The sequence below is a fragment of the Gynuella sp. genome (genome assembly GCF_050297175.1).
GTDB lineage: Bacteria > Pseudomonadota > Gammaproteobacteria > Pseudomonadales > Natronospirillaceae > Gynuella.
In genome coordinates, this window is sequence record NZ_JBNKSF010000018.1 from 1 (window position 1) to 18683 (window position 18683).

The following is an 18683-nucleotide window of genomic DNA, read 5'->3' on the forward strand; positions in this document are numbered from 1 at the left end:
TTTCTTCAGTTACTCGTTCACCGTCTTTAAATTTCACACCTAGAATGACATCCGCTAACAATCGGTAGCCTCTGAGTTTCCGCCAGCGCTTTTGTGCGGTTTCTATTAACTTGAATGTCATGCTCAAAGTGGTTTCCCGACTGCCACAATTCTTCGTTCGTTTACCCCGATGACGAACCGTAGCAAAGACTGATTCGATTGGGTTGGTCGTGCGTATGTGACCCCAGTGCTCGGCTGGAAAATCGTAAAACGCCAGCATCGAGTCTCGATCTTTTTCCAATGTTTCCATCGCTTTCGGATACTTCGCCTGATACTTTTTCAGACAAAGATCGAATGCTTTGTTCGCTGCATTTTTACTTTCGGCCATCCAAATATTCTGTAAATCGACTTTGACTTTGGGCTGCATGGATTTGGGCATTTTATTCAACACATTCACCATCTTGTGTACCCAGCATCGTTGATGTTTCGCTTGCGGCCATTGTTCATTCACCGCTCCCCACAAGCCCATAGCGCCATCGCCAATGACCAGTTTGGGCGATTGCTTCAAGCCCTGAGCCTGCAACCCAAGCATCAGCTCTGTCCAGCTATCAATCGATTCACGGTAGCCGTCCATCAGCCCGACAAGCTCTTTCTTACCGTCTTCTGTCGAGCCAATCATCACCAACAGACAGAGCTTACTGTCTTGTCTTACGTGCGTATAAACGCCGTCTGCCCAGATGTAGACGTACCGCTTCTTCGAGAGATCCCGTTTCTGCCATTGCTGATAATCGAAAATCCAATCTTTCTTCAACCGACTGATCGTTGCAGCTGACAGCCCGGGAGCATCGGGACCTAATAAGTTACCCAACGCTTCTGAGAAGTCTCCAGTCGAGATCCCTCGTAGGTAGAGCCAAGGCAGGAACTCCTCGATGGCCTTAGTCTTCTTCAGATAAGGCGGAATCAGTTTGCTGTTAAACTTGATGCCTTGCCCAGATCGATCTCGTACCTTGGGCACCTTTACCGGAATATCACCCAAACCCGTTTGAATGGTGCGCTCAGGCAAGTAGCCATTGCGAACCACAGCTGCTTTGCCATCTTCCGTTTTTAAAGAGCTGTACTTCTCAAGCAGTTCGCTCAACTCAGCACGAACGGCTTGTTCCAATAATTGCCTCGCACCTTCCTTCAAAACTTCTTGAAGTGGGTCAGACAAAGCTGGTTTCTGTAGTGCTACGACATTACTATTGCTCATGGTGGTGTACTCCTGTTGGTTGTTGATCTTGCCGGATCAATCAACAGGATACGCTGCCATCTTTTTTTGTCATACACCAGAAATGATCATATCTCGCTATACGATCTAACTTGTTTTAGTGCAGATCTAGATGGGTATCCAAAGGGTAATGCTCAAGACCATTGAAAAATGGGTACGTAATAAGCTTACTCCTTATGAACTATAAGCAAACTTAACAAACGGCTGCACCGGACAAATTTCCGCTGTCACCTTTTGTGCAAAAAAAATACGCACAAAAGCCGCCATTAAAAATTTGCTCGGTGAGCCGAGCGTTATGTGTAGAAAGGAAGAGTGATGCGTGAACCAAAAGATAGAGTTGTCATTGCTAGTGATGTTAGTTCTAGAGATGGTATAGGTGTTGAAATATATCGGAACGATGAGGAGGTGGTTGAGATTTTCCGAGACGACTCAGAAAAGACTCGAACGATAACTGTATTTAAGGAAACTATTTCTCTTGAACTAATGGAAGAATGTATTCAAATTTTCAAAAAGGAAATACCTTGGGAGTTCCAAGACTAAGTACTTAGTTCAACAACACATAACAAATTCTTGCACCATTTTGCCCTATAAGTCCTAGGCTTCGCCCAGCCGGAAAAGGACTCAAAACCGCTGCGCGATTTTTCGCCGGTGAAGAAAAGCGTTAGAATTGTTTCCTCACTTTGTAAGTGAGTATTCTGTGGCACCGACAAGTCCGCGACTGCACACAGGTAAAATCAGGTGGCATTCAACTTCAGTCGGTCGTTGAGTGCTAGGTAATCAGAAATTGGCTAAGTCCGGTGGCATTTGTGATTTAAAGCTCAGAAGTTCCCCGGTCATGCCAATTCTAACAATACAAAGCTGCGGACCACTGTCGTGTCCGCAGTTTTAGGCGAAAGGATAATCAGCATGACCTTACCAATCACTTCCTTATTAGCGGGCATCTTCACGTTACTTATGGTGCCGTTGAGTCTTCAAATCTCGATAGGCCGCGCAAAGGTCGGTGGCATTTCTGGCGGCCTCACATTTGGTGACGGTGGGGATGAAACTCTGCGCCGTAAGATCAGGGCACATGGCAATTTCATTGAGTACGCTCCCGCGGCGCTTATTGCACTTGGTCTCGTTGAGTACGGTGGAGGGGGAAAAACACTCGTGCTCGGTCTTGCTGGTGCCTTTCTCATCAGTAGGCTGTTGCACGCAGGTGGAATGCTCTACACGTCTACACCTCTCTTTCGAGGTATAGGCATGCTCATACAACACGTTGCATTTATCGTTGCTGGAGGTTGGCTTGTACTGCAAGCGGTTGCCTAACAAAGCCAAGCACAATCGCCCATGCCAAAAGCGCATGGGCTGGACCTCGCTAACGCTCGGCCGCTGTTGGCGGCGTTAAGTACTACAGGAGGTTTTATGGAAAACTTAGAAGATTTACCAATTAACCTTCCAGTTCCTGAAGACGATGGCGCTTGTGATCACTTATTGAATCTTTCGCTACCTAGTTTTCAGTTATTGGCTACTTCAGGAGAATTAGTAGATTTATCTTCTTTAGATTCAGTTGTAATCTACATCTATCCTAAGACTGGACGGCCGGATAAATCCCAGCCCACTGGCTGGGAGCAAATACCAGGGGCTAGAGGATGTACCCCGCAGTCTTGTTCATTTAGAAATCATTACAACGAACTTAAGGCATTAGGCACAGAAGTTTTCGGTTTAAGTGTTCAGAGTCAACAATACCAAATAGAAGCAAAGACCAGACTTCATTTGCCATTTGAATTAGTCAGCGATGAAAACCTACAATTAATACGTGCTTTGAATTTACCTACTTTTAGGGTAGAAGGTGTGATCCTTGCTAAAAGGGTTACTCTCATTGCAAATAGGGGACTAATAACAAAAGTTTTTTATCCGGTGTTCCCACCGGACAGAAATGCAGATCAGGTGATAGATTATTTACAAACGAAAATGGCTTAACAAGCCAGTGTTGGTTGCGCCTAAAATCACCGTTATCGCGGCAGGGTGCTGGACTCGTTCACTCGCCCCAAACCAGGGTCGTTAGTTTTCCTACGAGATTTCGAAATGTGGAAACCTTATCAAGAAAGAAATGGAAGGTATCCCGATTTTTTGGTTGAGTACCGGTTTTTTACTCCAGACGAAGGAGGGTGATAAAAAACACCATTTCAGGGATACAGGTCAGATCTTCGCTATGAGAGTGAAGGTATAAATGAAGAGGGAATATGCTGTATCTGGCCAACGTTTCTAAACGATGATGGTTTTGTAAGGACAGAGGAAAGCGAACGCGTACCGGAATCAGGCAAAGCCTACATGTGGATATTATTCTTCGATGAAATGTGGGAATACCATACTGATATGAATGTGGTTGAATTTTTAAAGAAAAAACAGGCAGAGGCTGTTCTCCTGTAGCGGCAACGAAAGAGTGTATGTCAATTTTTAACATGACTCATACTGAAGCAAAAGAACATGTATCTGTTGTTTTTATGGGTAAATCTTTGAATGATCACCAGTCTGAGATACTAAATAATACTGAGCGCTTGAAGTGACGTTAAAAGATATCAAGCACCAGTACAAACGGCAGTCCGTGCCTTGGATTCGCAACAAGTTGCTCGCCTATGTGGTGAGCGTTATAGGTAGGGAAAAATGGCGACGCTATCTAGGTCTCGTGTCAGCTTAAGAATTATTGGTGACGAGTTAGTGCCTGATGAGGTGAGCGCTCTGCTTGGTTGTGACCCGACGACAAAGAAGGTTAAGGGCCAGCCTTTCGCTTGGACCAAGCAAAGCAAACCCCGCATTGCTAAGTCAGGAATGTGGCGCCTCAAAGCCACCGATAGATCACCAGGCAATCTGGATGAACAAATTGCTGAGTTGTTGGCGCTGGTGACCAGGAACATAGATGTTTGGACCTCGTTAAGGGAAAAATACAGCATTGATCTGTTCTGCGGTCTGTTTATGGAGTCTGCGATGGAGGGGATTTCAATCTCGTCTGAGTCCCTTTTGGCTTTGGGGCGACGAGGAATTGAAATCGATTTTGATATGTATGGCCCAGATGATGAAAGCGTATAACAAAGCCATTTAATTCGTTACGGCCACAAAAAGCGTGGCCTTCACCGGACTCGCTCTCGCTCGCCGTTTAGCGCAGCGTTAAGGGGTAAAAAAAATAATGAAAGAATCATTAAAAAATAAAAGAATACTTATTGTTGGAGGCAGCTCCGGCATTGGCCTCGCTGTTGCAAAACAGGCATGTAAGGCAGGGGGGGAAATTATTATAGCTTCCAGAAATGCGGCAGAAAAATATAATGATTTAGCAGCTACTGTTGGCCATGACATTGAGACATATTCATTTGATGCGACATCCGAAAACGAAACAGAAAAAGCATTGAAAAAAATCGGAGATATCGATCATCTTGTCATTACCGCAAGGCCAGAGATAACCCCGGTCCCTTTTGCCGAAACCGATATCAAACAGGCGAAAGAAGCATTTGAAACAAAATTTTGGGGCCAATACCAGCTCATCCAGAAGGCACAATGTCAGATTAGTCAAAATGGCAGCATTGTTATGACCACCGGCATTGCTGGCGAAAAGATCTTCAAGAACTCTTCAACTATGTCTATTATCAATAGTGCTACGGAGGCATTCTGCCGGTTGTTGGCGGTAGAACTGGCGCCAATGAGAGTAAATTCTGTAAGCCCTGGTTTTGTCGCTCCAAAACCTCCAGAAGTGGAGAAATATGCTCAACAGTTCCCTTCTGGAAAAATCGCTTCACCCGAAGAAGTAGCTGAAGCATATATTTATTTAATGGAAAGTTCTTATACAACAGGGCTGTCTGTGGTGATTGATGGTGGGGCTAGATTGATATAATTCCCTTAACAAGGCTAATGCAGCCGACGCAAAAAGCGGCGCGGCTGATTAGCGACGTTGAACGCAAGGAGCCATGATGGGCCTACATGTAAGTTCAATATCAGATCTACCTCTATCCGAAGAGCGGAAATACATATTTATATGTGTTGGATTATTACTGCTGGAAGAGCCTATTAATGAAGCCTTGAACAAAAATACAGATCGAATAGCTTCGTTTGCGCCAAAAATGATGCAGTCATGGTCCGGGGGTTGCCTGATAGTCACTTTGCTTCGGAGGTTTTATCTTGGCAGGGTATTAATGGTATCGATCCAGAAGAACTTCTACCTGCGATAATGATAACCACTGTTCATCCGAGCTACTTCATTGAAAACAGTTATTCTAATCACACCCAAGAAATCAAAGATTCCCTAGTCTTTGTTAAAGTTCGTGATGTATGTAAAACGCCATCGGACCTTGTAGGCTTTCTTGAAAAATTGTTTGTAGATATAAAGTCTGAAAAGAAAATAAAAGACTTTTCAATAGCTAAAGAAATAAAAGGGCAGGCGAGTTAGTATCTTTTGTAGATACTCTAATCCTTGAACCGAATATCAGTGGCCTTGATGTAGATCTAAAAGCACTCACTACATGGTTCAAGTCACGTTTGACAAAACCATCAACACCGACTCGCTAACGCTTGCGGCTTATGTTGACGTTATGTGAATATTTATGGCAGATAATCTGGTCCTCCAAAGAGTTAGAAATCGCATAATCGAGTTACTTGATTGGTATAGTGACTCATCAGAATTTGAAACAGCAATTTCGAATCTTGAGATGTGGGAAGATTGGGTAGGAGGCAATAATATTGGTTCCTTTGTACCTCCGACATTTTCACGTAAGGAAATCGTAGCGCTGAGAACAGTTTCAGAGGTATGGAAACGCATATCACTTGATACGAAACAAACAGATGTTGATTGGATTGCTTTCTCAAGTTGCTGCGCAAAGGCTCTTACGATATTTAATGAACGTGGATTGCTATCAGAGATAGTGGCAATCACATAACAAACGCAGGCAGTCGACGCGAAAAAGCACGCGCAACTGCTCCGAACGTTAGGAGCTAAAATGGATTTGAACGCACAGATAGAAAATATGCTCAATGAAATTATCGATTATGGCGGTAATTTCGGAGACCCAATAGCTACTGAGTTTGATTTCGACCCGTTAGTCGTCCTTCAGGAATCAGAATCTAATAGCTTTTTAGCATTCGGTGCGGCTATCGCATTGTTGGTGAATTTTGCCGTTTATATTGATAACTCAGACTACTTAAGTGCAGTACAAAGTAAGGTGGCAAAAGATATTCAAAATTGTATTCGCAGTAACAAAATATCTGAGTATTCGTATATTGTGTCAGCTTTAAATTCAGCTTCGGAAAACGAAGCGAGCTTTAATAAAGCTTTGGCTGTGGTATACAAAAATTATGTGGCTAACTGGCAAAAAAAAATGCCTAACAAGTGCTATCAATCGGACTTGGACAGGCGTTAGAATTTTTTCCTCACTTTGTAAGTGAGCATTCTGTGGTACCGACAAATCCGCGACTGCACACAGGTAAAATCAGGTGGCATTCAACGCCAGTCGTTGGGTGCCAAATGATCAGGAATTGGCTAAGTCCGGTGGCATTTGTGATTTAAAGCTCAGCAGTTTCCCGCTCATGCCAATTCTAACAATACAAAGCTGCGAACCACTGTCGTGTCCGCAGTTTTAGGCGTTAAACTTCACCATGATTGAAGAACTTGCCAAATTCTGGAATAGCGAATTTGATAATTTCGCTCCTGAAGCTCATAACTTAAAACATGAGTATAAAAGCCGATGGGTACGCTTTCACTCGTTGCCTGGGTCGAAGCGATATCCAGAAAATGAAGATGAATATTTGGAGGTTTTGCGTAGGTACAATATCGTTCTTCAGGAGTTGTGCGGCACTGGAAGTAAGGTCCTCGTTGTATTACCAGAGTACTCTGAGGAAAGGGTACCCTCGCAACCAGAGCCAGAACTCTTAAAGCTATTTTCAGCCAGTGAACCTTGGTGCACACTGGAACAACACGAAGATGACGACGATTACGAATCCTATTGGCATCTTCATGTGTCAGAGGTCGAGTTCACTGGCAGTGAGTTTAATAGCCTTTTTCATATGGTGGCCAACGATGAAGTGGGCAATATTATGATTATCAGCCCAAGCAAAGGCATCGTTTTTCACCCCTATGATGGTGGCGCTGACGTAGTGTTCGTATCAACAGAGGAAAGAGATCGTCTAAAGGAGCAGCACCGTGAATGGTTATCGTCGCATCATGAGGGTTTTTAAATTTAACAAGCGCATGTTGTCGGATTGGTTTCCGCTGCGCTCCAAACCAGTCGCAAATGCGGGCGTTAAGTGAAATATCTTAATGGAGATGAAATCACGTAGGGCCCATTTTCTGAGGTTAGATTTTGTCAATTAAAATCTGAGCTCGGTCTTCCGGAATTCAGTGAAGAGTTTTAGTGCAGAGTGTTACCAAGGCAATGAAATTCGCTTTGACCCTTGGGCTTCCATCGGCCCCAAAAAGCGATGCTTTTCGGTCCTTTAACGAGAAGGTTTGAGGTGGTTAGGAATATTGTCAGCATTATATACAGGAAGCGGTCACGCGGACTAACTGCCATCTGAAAACAGATCAGTGAGACTTATTTGCAGGTGCTCTATAAATGCTTTTACTTTTGCCAGTGGGTATTTTGTCCCCGGGTACAGCGCGTATAACACAAGATTGTCTGGTTCGCAGTTAAGGCCAATTTTGATGAAAGAGTCACTGTCTATATCTGCCTGACATACGTGAAGGGGCAATATGGTAAAACCAAGTCCTTTCAGTGCGGCGGATTTGGCCATGTGACCGCTGTTGAACTTGTAGCTGGATTGCACGAATGGTTTGGTCCCCTTTAAATCCAGGGCATGCCTTGTAGTACCGATAGGGTTGTAATGCAGGAGACTTTACTCAGTTCATCCAGTGCGTGTGGCAATAGCTGATTTTCAAAAGGTTGTGGTGAGGCCATCACACAACTTGTTCAACGCAGGACTTCACTGGCGACCCAACCAGAATCGACCAATGGCCCTCGGCCAAAAACGTAACGCCTGGTCGAATCCTTCTAGCAAGCCTTCCATCGAGTTTAGTTGGTTATCACAGCTTAGTTGAATCTTCGGATACCGAACACAAAAGCCAGCGATGATTTCAGCCAGGAAGGGGGCAGGTCTGCTGACCTTAAGGTAGCCGGCAAGGAACTCTCACTTCTTCCGGCTCATCATTCGCCCGGTGGTGAGTCTATCGGTAGATGGTAAAACTCTGTTGGGCAGGTTAATGTAAAAAATAAACGCCTATGCCCATATACGCCTCAAAATCACGGTGGCGGTAGTGCCTATCGCCATTCGGGTGATGCGGCATCACCAGTGCTGTGCTCCTTAGCCCCTTTTTATGATCCCTCTGTCTCTGTTAGGCTGACCCCAATCAGGGATGGGGTCGTCTAGTGCTTGGATTCTAATAGCCGGGCTAGTGCGTTTCATCTGTTCGTATGATAGGACAACTTCAGAACCCTGGTATCTGATTATACTTCGAGCACTTGGCACGATAGAGTATCAGCCGGCTGGGAGTATTTTGTGTAGGAGGCGCATAAGGATAACGCCGGATTCGAGATGTTTTAACGGTGACATTTCTCTCGCTGGTGTGTTGTCTGGGATCACTGGTCAGCGATAAAACAACAATAATCGAAGAAGTGGTTATCGGTTTTATTTAAATGCCGACGATAGGTAGCGGAATCGCTGCTGAAAAATCAAACGCTATTAACGGATAATATATAGCCACATGGGGTAACCTTTGACTGAGTTGCACAGTGACTCGGCTTTGATGCCATATTGTGTGGCTTCAGGCACCCAGGGTAGGGGCATGGTACGAGGAAGCAAGATCTCTCTACTGTTTTCGATTAGCTTGCTTTTTATATATCAGACATTCATAAACAAATAAAAAGAATATCAAAAGAATGGCATTATTTTATCGCAAAGCATTACTTTGTGTTTCTGTTCTCATTGTTCTGTCCGTTATTCTGCTATATGCAGGATGGTTGGCTTCCACCCATGAAACCGCTTTTTTGCCGGGAGAGAATAGTGATATCAATTGGTTTTACGGGATTGAGCCTCCTGATCAGCAACAAGGCGACAAAGTTTTTGTATTAAATAGCGGAGAAACGTCGCAGCCCATAACCTTCGATTTCTTGGTTTCTACTGAGGAGCGTTACCCCTATACCTCTTTTATTGTCAACCTTTCCGACCCACAAGATGTTAGTGATTTGGTCGACCTAAGTGTTTATTCCAGGGTAAGTTTTCGCGTCAAATGTGAGCCCAAGAATATTCTTGTGTTTGCGCTGTATACCTATGTCGACAATGTTACAAAGCTTGCCAAACCAGAAACCTATCGAGTTAACCTGGATTTTCTAACCTGTAATAAGCAAAGCAGCAAAATATCGTTCGAATTAACTGATCTGGATTCTGCTGACTGGTGGCTTGAGCGTTATGGTCTGGCGTACACAGACCGCACGGCAGATTTGCGAAGAGCGCACGGTTTTTCGATCAACAACTCTCTCCAGAGTCCAAGAGGAAGTCGCTCAAGAATTGAAATATCCGACTTGGTACTCGTTTCGGAGAATTATAGCTATTTTTGGTGTAGTGTCGCGATCACCGTGGTTGCCTGGCTGGCCTTGGCATATTTTTTTATGAGGCTGTATGTGCAGGAAAAAATACGCCGGGCAAAAGAACAAATTAATACCAATCGGCCCCTCATTGCTTATCAGAAGTTATCGATCAAGCAGCAATCTGACGATCCCAAATCGGCGCTCCTTTCCCATATTGCTGTTGAGTACATCAATCCGGAGATCAACATTGAAAGTACTGCGGTCACTCTGGGAACAACCCGCACAAAAATTAATAAACTCCTAAAAGCAGAACTGGGTCTCACTTTTACCGCGTACGTTAATAAACTTCGGTTAGCGGAGGCCGCGCGATTACTCATCGAGGAAGAACATCTTAGCGTCAAACAAATCGCTCTTGGGGTCGGTTTTGCCAATGTGACTTACTTCAACGTGTTGTTTAAAAAGGAATACGGTTGTGCACCAAAAACTTTCAGGCTTAACAGCTTTAGAGCCCCCGAGACATAGTGGTGAGTAATCCATGCGCAAAATGTGGCCCTCTGAAGGTGGTAATACCTTTGGGCCGCAGCAGGCGAGGAATTCAATTATTGGCGCGCTGCCCTTTCACAAACTTTAACGATTTAAAAAAAGTATTTAACGATTTGGATTACAAGCATTTAAACTTTGTTTGTTTATTTTTTTATTCTCCAGCGCCTTAAATAATCGCTTTCTCAATGTGAGCATGGACTGGGCGAGTCTGCGCTCAATCATAATAATAAAGAAACATCGCCCGGCATGTTTTTCTTATGAAACACGCCATTTCACAAGAATGTCGGCACTTATCTCAAACCTAATCAAGGATTCAAAACGATGATCAAAAAACGATTTTCGGCTTTGTGTGGTGCATTGTTGTTATTTGGTGCGAGTGTTCACGCACTAAGTGAAACACTCATTGTCGACATGTCTGATCCGATTGGTCCCGTCACCCAGGCCGCGTCTGGTGCGCTTTACGGTATCACCGAGAGTTTACCCACAGACATCAATGGCCTTGTTGCGCCGCTTAATCCCAGAATGTATACGCAACCAGCCAGAAGTGGGTCAGGATACCAACAGCCGATTGGTGCAGCCATCCCTGTTGCTCAGCGCTTGGCCAACACCACTGCTGAGGTGACCGTCCGGTTGGCGGATATACTGCCAGGTTGGCCTTATCGGTGGTCAGGCTGGTCACATTGGTCTTCGGGAGTTCGCTCAGTCATCGCTGACAAGCGTGCTTCCGGGAGAGACAACTTCTATGGTTATGAAATTTTTAATGAACCCAATATTACCTGGAGTGATTCGAACGGAAACTTCAATTCATCACTGTGGAAACCCACCTACGACCTGATTCGCAGCCAGGACCCCGGTGAACGCATTATCGGGCCGTCAGCAGCGTGGTACCATGCTTCATACATTCAGACGTTTCTTGAGTATTGCGTCGCGAACAACTGCCTTCCCGATGTTATCAGTTGGCACGAACTGGGAGGTTCAGACAATATCACGGCAAATATTGCCGACTACCGCGCCCGGGAACGTGCTTTGGGCATTACGCCCCGTCCAATCAGCATCAATGAGTATTCCCACGACACGCACGAATATGAGGGCGCGCCTGGGGTTTCCGTACCGTTTATCGCAAAGTTTGAGCGTAATCGGGTGGAGTCCGCGAATATCTCTTGGTGGTTCACCAATCTGCCGGGCAGGCTAGGCAGTCTGCTAACCCCAAATAACCAGCGTGGCGGCGGTTGGTGGCTATACAAGTGGTATGGAGATATGACAGGCAACATGCTGAGTGTTACGCCGCCTCGTCAGAATGGCGATGGTCTGGATGGCTTTGCCAACCTGGATACCTCGGCCGGTTACGCCAGCATCTGTCTCGGTGGTAACTTCACCGGTACTGCGAATGTCGTATTCAACAATATCCCCGCCAGCTTTGGTGATGTTGTCGACGTTACTGTCGAATATGTGGCATGGTCAAATAAAGATACGCCCGTTTCCGGGCCGGTTACTGTCGCGCAATCGGTGGAAACTGTGGTTAACGGTTCGCTCACCGTACCTGTTAGTGTTTTTGATCCTTTTTATGGTTACCGAGTGACGATTGATGGGCAGGGATTTGGTTCTGAGGGTTCCTCCGTTCAGGTCGAACTGGAAAGCCTTTCGAGCCAGGATGGCTTTGCGCCGTTTTCCGTGTCATCAGATGCTGCAGCCTCCGGATCGCAGTACATCGTTTGGCCAAATAACGGTGATCAATTGCTGGATTCCGCATCAGATAATGCAAGTGGCCAGGTGTTAATCCCCTTTAGTTTATCGCAGTCGACCGCTGTCCAGTTCCAGATACGCGCTAACATGGCAAATGCCAACGACGATTCGTTTTATTTCAAACTGGATGATGGTACTTGGACAACTCAAAACAATACCCAAACCAGTGGCTGGAACACTTTAACACTGACAACTTTTGATAATCTCACGGCAGGCAGCCACACATTACGTATCGAACGTCGCGAAGATGGTGCCAAACTGGACTTTATCACCCTATTAACGGCCGCAGGTGATATCGAGATCAGTTCTTCGGATGGCTCCGACTCCTCGGACGATTCTGACTCCTCGGGCGACAGCTGCGACGGCATCAATGTTTACCCCAATTGGACGGCTAGTGACTGGTCTGGTGGTGCCAATAATCACGCTAACGCCGGTGATCAGATGGTTTACCAGAACAAGCTGTATCAAGCGAATTGGTACACCAACACCTTGCCTGGCAGTGATTCATCATGGTCGTTGATTGGCGATTGCGACCAGATGAGTGGCGGCTCTTCCGGCTCGGGTGGTTCTGATTCTTCCTCCGGTTCGGGCGATTCCGATTCTTCCTCCGGTTCGGGCGGTTCCGATTCTTCTTCCGGTTCGGACGGTTCCGACTCTTCTTCCGGTTCGGACGGTTCCGACTCTTCCTCCGGTTCGGACGGTTCTGGTTCTTCCTCTTCGTCGGGTGAAAACACCATTATTGTGCGTATGCGAGGCGTGGTCGGCGATGAAAGCGTCAACCTCGAGATCGGTGGCAATACCATTCAGACATGGATAGCCAGCACTAGTATGCAGGACTACACAGTGAACACTGCTGCAATGGGAGAGCTGCGCGTTGCATTTACTAACGATGACGGAGGAGATCGTGATGTTCAGGTGGATTATGTCAGCATCAATGGCAACATTTTCCAGGCAGAGGATCAGGCAGATAATACTGGAGCCTATGACGGCGAGTGCGGTGGAGGAAGTTACAGTGAAATGCTTCACTGCAATGGTTCGATCGGATTTGGGTTTATAGGCGGTGATGGTTCGCGTCTGATTGTTGCCATCAATGCAGGTGGTCAGAGTACCTCGTTAGACGGTGTCACTTACCAGGCCGATCGTTATGCCAGCGGAGGCTCGACTAATAGTACCAATGATGCCATTAGCGGCACCAACGATGATGCGGTTTTCCAAAGTGAGCGTTACGGTCAGTATTCGTACCGAATTCCGGTCACCGAAGGCAACTACTCGCTCAAACTACAGCTTGCTGAAATCTATCACGAACAAGTTGGTCAGCGCGCCTTTAACATACTCGTCGAAGGCCAGGCAGTGGTAAATGCCATCGATTTATACAGTGAAGTCGGTCATGACAAAGCCTATACCCTATCGGTTGACAATGTGCATGTCGCGGATGGCGAGCTTACCATTAGTCTGGAAACGTTGATTGATAATGGCACACTCGCGGGTTTCGCTGTGTATTCGCCAGATGGTGCGCTCGACGATACCGTCATTGATCCCACGGGTGTATTTGTTGGTAACATCACCACCCGTGGCCAAGTACGCTCCGACTTTTCGCAGTACTGGGATCAAATCACTCCCGAAAACGAAGGTAAGTGGGGTTCCGTTGAAGGTAACCGCGACCAGTACAACTGGGCACCGTTGGATCGAATCTACGAATATGCTCGTGCCAATAACATTCCCGTTAAGGCACATACCCTGGTTTGGGGTAGCCAGTGTCCAGGTTGGATCGGCTCAAACTGTTCGGGTGACGCATTATCTGCCAGTGAATTAAGAGCAGAAATCGAAGAGTGGATTCGTGACTACTGTAATCGTTATCCAGACACGCAATTCATCGATGTGGTCAACGAGGCGACACCGGGGCATGCACCTGCAGGTTATGCTAAGAAAGCGTTTGGTAACGATTGGATAATCCGTTCGTTTGAGCTGGCCGCAAAATATTGTCCCAATGCGACTCTGATTTTAAACGACTACAACGTCCTCAGCTGGAATACCAACGAGTTTATTCAAATGGCTCGCCCGGCAGTGAATGCTGGTGTTGTCGATGCTATCGGTTTGCAATCGCACGGTTTGGCTGATTGGAGTACCAGCGACTTATCCAGCAAGCTCAATCAAATCGCCGCCTTGGGATTACCTATTTATATATCGGAGTACGATATAGAAAAAACGAATGACCAAGAGCAGCTTGCTGTGATGCAGCAGCAGTTTCCTTTGTTCTACAACCATCCTAGCGTCGCCGGTATTACGCTTTGGGGATATGTGGTCGGCTCGACCTGGCGAGATGGAACAGGACTTATCCAAAATAACGGCAACCCGCGACCAGCAATGACGTGGTTGATGAACTATTTAAACCGTTAATGTAATGCGCCAACCTATGTAATACTTGTCATTACAGCCTCCCTTACGGGAGGCTTTTTTTTAGGGAACCTCTGAAAGCTGGTCTATTTCGCGCAGGACGTTGTCAGCCCCTGTCTCACATCTTCATTTACACTCGTAAATTGCGGTGTTGCGAGTGGTGCTTCCTCGCCTGCATCAAAACTATTCCTGTTTTTCAGAGGCCTCTTAGGTTATTGGTTACACGTGCGCTCAATTATATGGTTGCAGTGTTGGCCGCTGCATACAGTTAGCTAACACACCTTGGTAACTTCGGTGATGGATGCTGTGCTTCGTTCAAGAGGCACCCTGAAATGCTTCATGCGCATTTACCGGTGTTGATAATGGCTGGCGATTTTTCACCGAGGTTAATGCGCGACCCAAAGACAAACGCTGTGTAAGCCACGCTTTGCGATCATTATTTGGGGGCAGCATTACACTGGCCATTTGTTGAGGAGCATGTAAATAACGAGACCAGTTAAGATGTGCCAGAAAGGCCGTCGGTTAAAATAAATCGGTGGTAGCCCTCATTAACATCCAATCTACAAAGTTACTCAACACAGTATTAAAGCAAAGCCGCGCTGTAGTCGTAGAGACGTTGACAATAAGATGTTTCATCTTGCGGTTTAAATGGTTCGCGCGCATGACCTGTGTATTCCACATAATCGCCGGAAGCGATGTTTTTGTCCTTTAACAGTATTCGCGCCAGCATTGCTGCTGACCTTTTCGGCGTACTGGTGCCTTTCATAAATTTGGCGACAACGGGCAAATAGTATTTCCATGCCAGCCTCAAACCTGTGCTTCCTTCACGAATCAATCCTGTACCCGGCATTAAGCCTGGATCAAAAGAAAAGTAAGTGCGTGATGAACTGCGCGAAGATAGGTATCGGGCCATAAGAATGTTCAAGCCTTTGGATGTTGCATACGCATCTCGGCTCGATTGTCTTGTATTGGAATCACTTTCGTACATTCCCTTGGCGAGCAGTTCTGGGTCTCTATAGTGCGCTCCTGTAAAACCAAATGTTTTAGCTAATTCAGGATGATGAGTTCCACTGCCGACCCAGCCAATAATCGCCTCGGCTGTAATAAGGTGCTCGATTTTTTGCAGCAGCACAAAGTGAGCCAGATGATTCACTGCAAATGTTCGTTCAAGTTTATCCTGGGTGTAGATGGTTTTCGTGGCAGATTGTACCCCAGCGTTACACATAACGATGTCAATTGGGGAGTCCAGCGAGTCAGCGGCCGTTCGAACACTCGCTAAACTTGATAGGTCCATTTCTAATAGGCTGACTCGTTCTTTTTGTGCGTCAGAAAATGAGTTCGTTACTCGCTGTCCTCGCTCCATATCGCGCACGGGCAGGATGAAATGGATGTCATTTTGGCGAACCAGTTGTTTAACCAAAGCCAGGCCCAATCCAGATGTGGCACCGGTTATCAATGCAGTCTTTTTCATAATCGGATTCCCTAATATTGTTTCAGCCGCTAGTATGTGACGAATCCTTCAGTTTTGTTAGTCGCGTTCTAATATGGTTACTAAAGTTGAGAAAAAGCCCAGGAAATCACCTATTCAAGTGCGATCTTTGGCGACAGTTCAGGTCATTCTTGAAGCTACTATTCAGGTTTTGGTTGCCCAGGGCCTCTCGTATCTGACTACTGCCCGGGTAGCGGAGCGGGCCGGGGTGTCTGTCGGGTCTATTTATCAATACTATCCGAACAAACACGCTCTTCTGCTGGCAGTTTTGAATCAGCATCTGGATAAAATTGTTCAGGCGATTGAAACTGTTTGTGATGAACTCAGTGGCAAGCCGCTCGAAACCATAGGGCAGGGGGTAACCTCAGCATTTGTCGCCGTAAAGATGCAACGTCCAGACGTATCCCGTGCGCTCTATATGCTGCCTTCGGACGAAGAAACCGATTCCATAGTGGCTCGGGCATACGAACGGGGTAACCAAGCCATTGGTAACCTGTTGCGCAGCTGCTCTGATGCGCGGTTCGATGAACCTGATTTAGTGGCCTCAATCTTTAATGGCGCTCTGATCGGGCCTGTTCAAATGATGCTGACGGGAGCTATGCCAATAGAGCGCCAGGATGACTTTACTCAGCACCTGATTCAATTGGGTGTCGGGTACTTGCGTAAGGTGTCGGTGTCCAGGAACCGTGATGGACGGGAACAGTGATAAACAGGACACCCATTGATAAACAGGACACCCATAGTAAACCTCAGCTTGGTATGGATATACGGATTACGTTTGAACGTGAGGTAAGCGGCCTCACTGGAACAGAGCCCAGGTTCATAAGAGCAGCATATGCCAACTTGGATAGCACTCTTTCGTGGCATCAATGTCGGTGGTCGTAACAGCCTGCCCATGAAGCCGCTCAAGGTCTTATTGACTGAGCTGGGTGCGCAGAACATTCGTACCATATTTGTTGGGTAATGCAGGAAGTTTATAAAGATGTACTTAAGAGAAGCGAAAGCTCATGAGCTAGACACTATTTATGCTATTGGCTTTGATGTGTGGAATGATGGTCTTTCTTATGAGGAGTATTTAACTGATTGTCGTAGTAGCGAAAAGTATCAGGCTGGCACTTGGTATGTGCTCGTTGAAAATGAACAAATTTTATCGTCTCTCATTGTTTATCAAGGTTTGTTTGATCTCAAAGAGGGTTGTTTTGGTATCGGCTCAGTAGCAACTCCCAATAATATTCGTTATAAAGGTTATGCATCCCATTTGCTCAATTTGATGAAAACGGAGTTGTTCATTAATCACAACGGCAAAGCCATATTTTTGCATTGCGATATTGACCCCCAGTTTTATAGTCGGCTTGGTTTTACGAGTATTGAGGGGTCTGATTGTATGTATATTTCAAGCGACACTTTTGTGTTTAATGGCTCAATACCAGCTTATTTCTAGGGAATATATGATTTTTACCCCAAAGCATGATTAATCATTAACTTAATTCAGAACAAACTTTAATTGGGTGCATATTTGTCCTTTTCTGTGATCAACATGCCTGAAATCAAGGCCAAAACCTTAACTCCAGGCACACTGATCTTATGTCAACAACGATTTCGGCTTCATTAAGTTGGCAAAGATACACAACAAATACAGCCTCTTCGTGTTATTTGTTTAAGATGATAACGAATGTTGCTATAACCAAACATCCACTTGATATAGAAAAAGCTGTGTTCCACTTTGGCTCTGATCTGTGCCGTAATGGTTTCGATCCAACCTTCCTGACTGTCTTCTTCCTTGGTCTGTCGTGTGCCGGGTCGTACTGCAAATCATCCTATCCACAGATCAGTCCCTATGCGCCTCTCGTTTTGCCATGCCTCCATACCGGTATCTCCAATCACATGTTTTTTTTCCATGCAACAATTGATCTGTCGCCTGATGGTCGAATGGCAATAAACATAGTCAGTATCTCCCGTGGTAGACAGGCCCTAAGGTCACTTCCATTGTGAAAACCGGTTTAACTGTTTAACAATTTGGCACGCAGCAGAGCCGGGGCCCAGCGATGGAGCCAAAGACCAAGTCGCGCCTGTCCTATGGCAATTTGATTCTGTTGTTTTTCCAGCCCTTTGAGGATTTGCTCAGCCACCCAAGCCGCAGAGGGAGCATTTTTTGTGTCGGCGCTGGACAGTCCTGTTTGCGTGACGGGCGGTATCACTTCTGTCACCCTGACCGTTGTATTGGCTAATTGCTGGCGCAGTGACTGAGTCAGGTTGTGTAGCGCCGCTTTACTGGCGTTGTAAATTGGTGTGCTCTGTTTGGGTGATAGAGCCAGAATGGAGGTGATGTTAATGACCCGCGCTGAGTATTGTTGCTGGAGTAACGGCAACAACCCTGCTATCAGTATTGTCGGTGCGAGGAAGTTGATTTGCATTTCTTTGGTGATTGCAGCAGAAGAGTCCATTTTTGATAACTGCAGTGGCTGTTGAATACCTGCGTTGTTGATCAGTACGGATAGCTCCTGCCAACGCGCGTTGACTGTGTTAATGACGTTGTTGACCTGGGCGCTGTTTTCTAAGTCCGCGACCAGCGGGATTATGCCATATAAATTTTGTAGATCCGTTAGTGCTTGACGGTCGCGACCAAGGGCAATGACCTTGTTCTGCCTGGCAAGCAGAATAGCAAGCTCACGACCAATACCGTGACTGGCTCCGGTAATCAGAATAGTTTGGGATTTCATCATAA

The 18683-nt window shown here is 46.0% G+C and carries 18 protein-coding genes; 14 read left to right on the top strand and 4 right to left on the bottom strand.

What is annotated here, in order from left to right:
• The coding region (locus ACQY6I_RS06965) for an IS256 family transposase (protein WP_428240752.1) at positions 1 to 1228 on the bottom strand (1228 nt) is incomplete at its 3' end.
• 333 nt (positions 1229 to 1561) lie between these two features.
• On the opposite strand from ACQY6I_RS06965, the gene ACQY6I_RS06970 reads away from it, so the two are divergent.
• The 9 genes from ACQY6I_RS06970 (at position 1562) to ACQY6I_RS07010 (ending at position 7444) form a co-directional block, all read left to right on the top strand.
• A complete protein-coding gene (locus ACQY6I_RS06970) occupies positions 1562 to 1786 on the top strand; it encodes a hypothetical protein (RefSeq protein WP_428240753.1) in 225 nt (74 codons plus the stop codon).
• A 366-nt stretch (positions 1787 to 2152) separates the two neighbouring features.
• The gene (locus ACQY6I_RS06975) at positions 2153 to 2554 is read left to right on the top strand and encodes an MAPEG family protein (RefSeq protein ID WP_428240754.1); all 402 of its coding nucleotides are present in this window, start codon (positions 2153 to 2155) and stop codon (positions 2552 to 2554) included.
• Between the two features lie 96 nt (positions 2555 to 2650).
• Entirely contained in the window at positions 2651 to 3208 is a 558-nt protein-coding gene (locus ACQY6I_RS06980; protein WP_428240755.1) for a peroxiredoxin, read from the top strand.
• A gap of 684 nt (positions 3209 to 3892) precedes the next feature.
• Positions 3893 to 4315: a DUF4279 domain-containing protein gene (locus ACQY6I_RS06985; protein WP_428240756.1), complete on the top strand. Its 423-nt coding sequence runs from the start codon at positions 3893 to 3895 to the stop codon at positions 4313 to 4315.
• Between the two features lie 97 nt (positions 4316 to 4412).
• Positions 4413 to 5111 (top strand): SDR family oxidoreductase, encoded by a 699-nt coding sequence (locus ACQY6I_RS06990; protein ID WP_428240757.1) that lies wholly within the window; start codon positions 4413 to 4415, stop codon positions 5109 to 5111.
• 237 nt (positions 5112 to 5348) lie between these two features.
• Positions 5349 to 5663 (top strand): hypothetical protein, encoded by a 315-nt coding sequence (locus ACQY6I_RS06995; RefSeq protein WP_428240758.1) that lies wholly within the window; start codon positions 5349 to 5351, stop codon positions 5661 to 5663.
• 154 nt (positions 5664 to 5817) lie between these two features.
• Positions 5818 to 6150, top strand: a complete 333-nt coding sequence (locus ACQY6I_RS07000; RefSeq protein WP_428240759.1) for a hypothetical protein — start codon at positions 5818 to 5820, stop codon at positions 6148 to 6150.
• Positions 6151 to 6210: 60 nt separating this feature from the next.
• Positions 6211 to 6630 carry a hypothetical protein gene (locus ACQY6I_RS07005; protein ID WP_428240760.1) on the top strand — a complete coding sequence of 140 codons (420 nt, stop codon included), beginning with the start codon at positions 6211 to 6213 and terminating at the stop codon, positions 6628 to 6630.
• A gap of 235 nt (positions 6631 to 6865) precedes the next feature.
• Positions 6866 to 7444: a DUF3885 domain-containing protein gene (locus ACQY6I_RS07010; RefSeq protein WP_428240761.1), complete on the top strand. Its 579-nt coding sequence runs from the start codon at positions 6866 to 6868 to the stop codon at positions 7442 to 7444.
• Between the two features lie 324 nt (positions 7445 to 7768).
• Here ACQY6I_RS07010 and ACQY6I_RS07015 read toward each other — a convergent pair whose 3' ends face one another.
• Positions 7769 to 8095 (bottom strand): LysR substrate-binding domain-containing protein, encoded by a 327-nt coding sequence (locus tag ACQY6I_RS07015; protein ID WP_428240811.1) that lies wholly within the window; start codon positions 8093 to 8095, stop codon positions 7769 to 7771.
• 1046 nt (positions 8096 to 9141) lie between these two features.
• Here ACQY6I_RS07015 and ACQY6I_RS07020 point away from each other — a divergent pair.
• Together ACQY6I_RS07020 and ACQY6I_RS07025 are read left to right on the top strand one after the other, a co-directional pair.
• Positions 9142 to 10311: a helix-turn-helix domain-containing protein gene (locus ACQY6I_RS07020; RefSeq protein WP_428240762.1), complete on the top strand. Its 1170-nt coding sequence runs from the start codon at positions 9142 to 9144 to the stop codon at positions 10309 to 10311.
• A gap of 342 nt (positions 10312 to 10653) precedes the next feature.
• Entirely contained in the window at positions 10654 to 14472 is a 3819-nt protein-coding gene (locus tag ACQY6I_RS07025; protein WP_428240763.1) for an endo-1,4-beta-xylanase, read from the top strand.
• Between the two features lie 580 nt (positions 14473 to 15052).
• On the opposite strand, the gene ACQY6I_RS07030 is transcribed toward ACQY6I_RS07025, so the two are convergent.
• On the bottom strand, positions 15053 to 15940 hold the full coding sequence (locus ACQY6I_RS07030; protein WP_428240764.1) for an SDR family NAD(P)-dependent oxidoreductase: 888 nt from the start codon (positions 15938 to 15940) through the stop codon (positions 15053 to 15055).
• 127 nt (positions 15941 to 16067) lie between these two features.
• Between ACQY6I_RS07030 and ACQY6I_RS07035 the strand changes: the two genes are divergently transcribed.
• From ACQY6I_RS07035 to ACQY6I_RS07045, 3 genes are all read left to right on the top strand, one after another.
• A complete protein-coding gene (locus ACQY6I_RS07035; protein ID WP_428240765.1) occupies positions 16068 to 16664 on the top strand; it encodes a TetR/AcrR family transcriptional regulator in 597 nt (198 codons plus the stop codon).
• A 129-nt stretch (positions 16665 to 16793) separates the two neighbouring features.
• Positions 16794 to 16922 carry a DUF1697 domain-containing protein gene (locus ACQY6I_RS07040; RefSeq protein WP_428240766.1) on the top strand — a complete coding sequence of 43 codons (129 nt, stop codon included), beginning with the start codon at positions 16794 to 16796 and terminating at the stop codon, positions 16920 to 16922.
• An 18-nt stretch (positions 16923 to 16940) separates the two neighbouring features.
• On the top strand, positions 16941 to 17399 hold the full coding sequence (locus tag ACQY6I_RS07045; protein ID WP_428240767.1) for a GNAT family N-acetyltransferase: 459 nt from the start codon (positions 16941 to 16943) through the stop codon (positions 17397 to 17399).
• 559 nt (positions 17400 to 17958) lie between these two features.
• On the opposite strand, the gene ACQY6I_RS07050 is transcribed toward ACQY6I_RS07045, so the two are convergent.
• Complete coding sequence (locus ACQY6I_RS07050; protein WP_428240768.1) at positions 17959 to 18681, bottom strand: SDR family NAD(P)-dependent oxidoreductase; 723 nt, start codon at positions 18679 to 18681, stop codon at positions 17959 to 17961.
• Positions 18682 to 18683: the final 2 nt, after the last annotated feature.

What these genes read in the sequence shown, in the direction of transcription:
- ACQY6I_RS06970 (WP_428240753.1), top strand. Translation starts at nt 1,562, where the DNA reads ATGCGTGAACCAAAAGATAGAGTTGTCATTGCTAGTGATGTTAGTTCT.
- ACQY6I_RS06975 (WP_428240754.1), top strand. Translation starts at nt 2,153, where the DNA reads ATGACCTTACCAATCACTTCCTTATTAGCGGGCATCTTCACGTTACTT.
- ACQY6I_RS06980 (WP_428240755.1), top strand. Translation starts at nt 2,651, where the DNA reads ATGGAAAACTTAGAAGATTTACCAATTAACCTTCCAGTTCCTGAAGAC.
- ACQY6I_RS06985 (WP_428240756.1), top strand. Translation starts at nt 3,893, where the DNA reads ATGGCGACGCTATCTAGGTCTCGTGTCAGCTTAAGAATTATTGGTGAC.
- ACQY6I_RS06990 (WP_428240757.1), top strand. Translation starts at nt 4,413, where the DNA reads ATGAAAGAATCATTAAAAAATAAAAGAATACTTATTGTTGGAGGCAGC.
- ACQY6I_RS06995 (WP_428240758.1), top strand. Translation starts at nt 5,349, where the DNA reads ATGGTCCGGGGGTTGCCTGATAGTCACTTTGCTTCGGAGGTTTTATCT.
- ACQY6I_RS07000 (WP_428240759.1), top strand. Translation starts at nt 5,818, where the DNA reads ATGGCAGATAATCTGGTCCTCCAAAGAGTTAGAAATCGCATAATCGAG.
- ACQY6I_RS07005 (WP_428240760.1), top strand. Translation starts at nt 6,211, where the DNA reads ATGGATTTGAACGCACAGATAGAAAATATGCTCAATGAAATTATCGAT.
- ACQY6I_RS07010 (WP_428240761.1), top strand. Translation starts at nt 6,866, where the DNA reads ATGATTGAAGAACTTGCCAAATTCTGGAATAGCGAATTTGATAATTTC.
- ACQY6I_RS07020 (WP_428240762.1), top strand. Translation starts at nt 9,142, where the DNA reads ATGGCATTATTTTATCGCAAAGCATTACTTTGTGTTTCTGTTCTCATT.
- ACQY6I_RS07025 (WP_428240763.1), top strand. Translation starts at nt 10,654, where the DNA reads ATGATCAAAAAACGATTTTCGGCTTTGTGTGGTGCATTGTTGTTATTT.
- ACQY6I_RS07030 (WP_428240764.1), bottom strand. Translation starts at nt 15,940, where the DNA reads ATGAAAAAGACTGCATTGATAACCGGTGCCACATCTGGATTGGGCCTG.
- ACQY6I_RS07040 (WP_428240766.1), top strand. Translation starts at nt 16,794, where the DNA reads ATGCCAACTTGGATAGCACTCTTTCGTGGCATCAATGTCGGTGGTCGT.
- ACQY6I_RS07045 (WP_428240767.1), top strand. Translation starts at nt 16,941, where the DNA reads ATGTACTTAAGAGAAGCGAAAGCTCATGAGCTAGACACTATTTATGCT.
- ACQY6I_RS07050 (WP_428240768.1), bottom strand. Translation starts at nt 18,681, where the DNA reads ATGATGAAATCCCAAACTATTCTGATTACCGGAGCCAGTCACGGTATT.